At 61.1% G+C, this 1,479-nt stretch carries 1 protein-coding gene and 1 pseudogene; one reads left to right on the top strand and one right to left on the bottom strand.

The genetic code is table 11. The annotated features are described in order from the left end of the window. The coding region (locus tag FV233_RS29400) for a transposase (RefSeq protein WP_147899632.1) at positions 1-170 on the top strand (170 nt) is incomplete at its 5' end. Here the strand turns inward: FV233_RS29400 and FV233_RS29405 are convergent. Next, positions 107-1,284, bottom strand: a pseudogene (locus FV233_RS29405) (IS630 family transposase). The gene FV233_RS29400 and the pseudogene FV233_RS29405 sit on opposite strands and share 64 nt — an antisense overlap. Positions 1,285-1,479 lie beyond the last annotated feature (195 nt).

A 1,479-nucleotide genomic window follows, 5' to 3' on the forward strand; every position in this document is an offset into this window, starting at 1 on the left:
TCCTGCTGCCGCGTCGCTGGGTGGTGGAGCGGTCCTTCGCCTGGGCGACGCGCTGTCGGCGCCTGGTCAAGGATTACGAGCGTTATGCCAGCACGCTGGCAGGACTTCATATGGTCGCCTTCGTCTGCCTCATGCTGAAACAGGCCGAGCGACTGATGACAGGTGCATAACACGCTCTAGGTGTCTGGTTCGAGCCTAACACTTGATGCCGCGTTTGCTGCCTTGGATCATGCAATCAGGGTCCACGGTCTAGGCGAAAGGTTTCGGACTGCCGTTGCTCTCGGCATTGAAGCGTTTGATGGCGGCCTGAAACTCGACGACAGAGCCAAATACACCCCGTCGCAGCCGTCGTTTTGCGAGTTTGGCGAAGAAGCCCTCGACGGCATTGAGCCAGGAGGCGAAGGTGGGGGTGAAGTGGAAGGTCCAGCGTGAGTGGCGGTCGAGTCAGGCGCGGACCTTCGGGTGCTTGTGGACGGCATAGTTGCCAAAGATCGCGTGGACGACCTTTCCAGCCGGGACCGCCGCCTCAACGGCGCCTCGACAAGCGGATGAACGCTTGATGCCGGTGGCGCTGCATTCACCGGCCGGTCACCTTGCCCTCCGGAACGTCCAGAGCGGCAAACAAGGTCGTGGTCCTGTGGCGCTTGTAGTTGTGGGTGCGCGTCGTGGGCTGACCCGGCTTCATCGGCAACGGGTCCTGCGTTCGGGTGAGCGCCTGGATCTGCGACTTCTCGTTGACGGAGAGCACCATGGAATGAGCTGGTGGATCGACGTAAAGTCCGACCACCTTGGGTCCCATCGAACAGGTTCGATGGGTGCTCGTTGCGCAGTCTGGCGGCGAAGGCCGGGTCGGGGGAGAGCTTGAACTGCCGAACCCAATGTGGCTGCAGGCCGTGCCCGCGCCAGATCCGCTAGACCGACGAGACGCTGAGGGATGCGGCCTCAGCCATGGTAGCTGCTGTCCAATGCGTGGTCTCGTGGGGCGGCTCTCTCTGCATCAGGGCCACGACGCGCGCCGCCACCTTTGGGCAGAGCGGCGGGATCCGCGCTGGCCGTTTCTTGTCGCAAAGGAGCCCAGCGAGGCCCTCTCGCGCGGAAGCGCTCCTGCCAGCGCCAGACCGCGGTCTTGGACACGCCAGCCTAACGCATGTTCGCGTGCATCCCGTGCCCATTCGTGCTCAGCAGCACGATGCGAGCGCGCCAGACATGCTTCTGCGGCGTATTCCAGTTCGCCACAAGGGCTTCGAGCCGAAGGCGATCCGAGACGGGAGGAGTGAGGGAGATGTTGAGTTTGAGGGCGTTTGAGTGCTTGACAATCAACCATAGCTTGCATCTTTCGCATTCGGTATTGGAAATCAAACCACGATATGCGAATAAATCGTTAAGGCGCAAGTAAGTCCTTGGCTATCATCCGTTACCCCGTTGCGTTAAATTGGGCACAAATCGTTAGGGAATGTCGCCGTGAATGTTGTGGATACG

This window comes from Methylobacterium sp. WL7 (assembly GCF_008040085.1).
GTDB classification, from domain to species: Bacteria; Pseudomonadota; Alphaproteobacteria; order Rhizobiales; family Beijerinckiaceae; genus Methylobacterium; species Methylobacterium mesophilicum.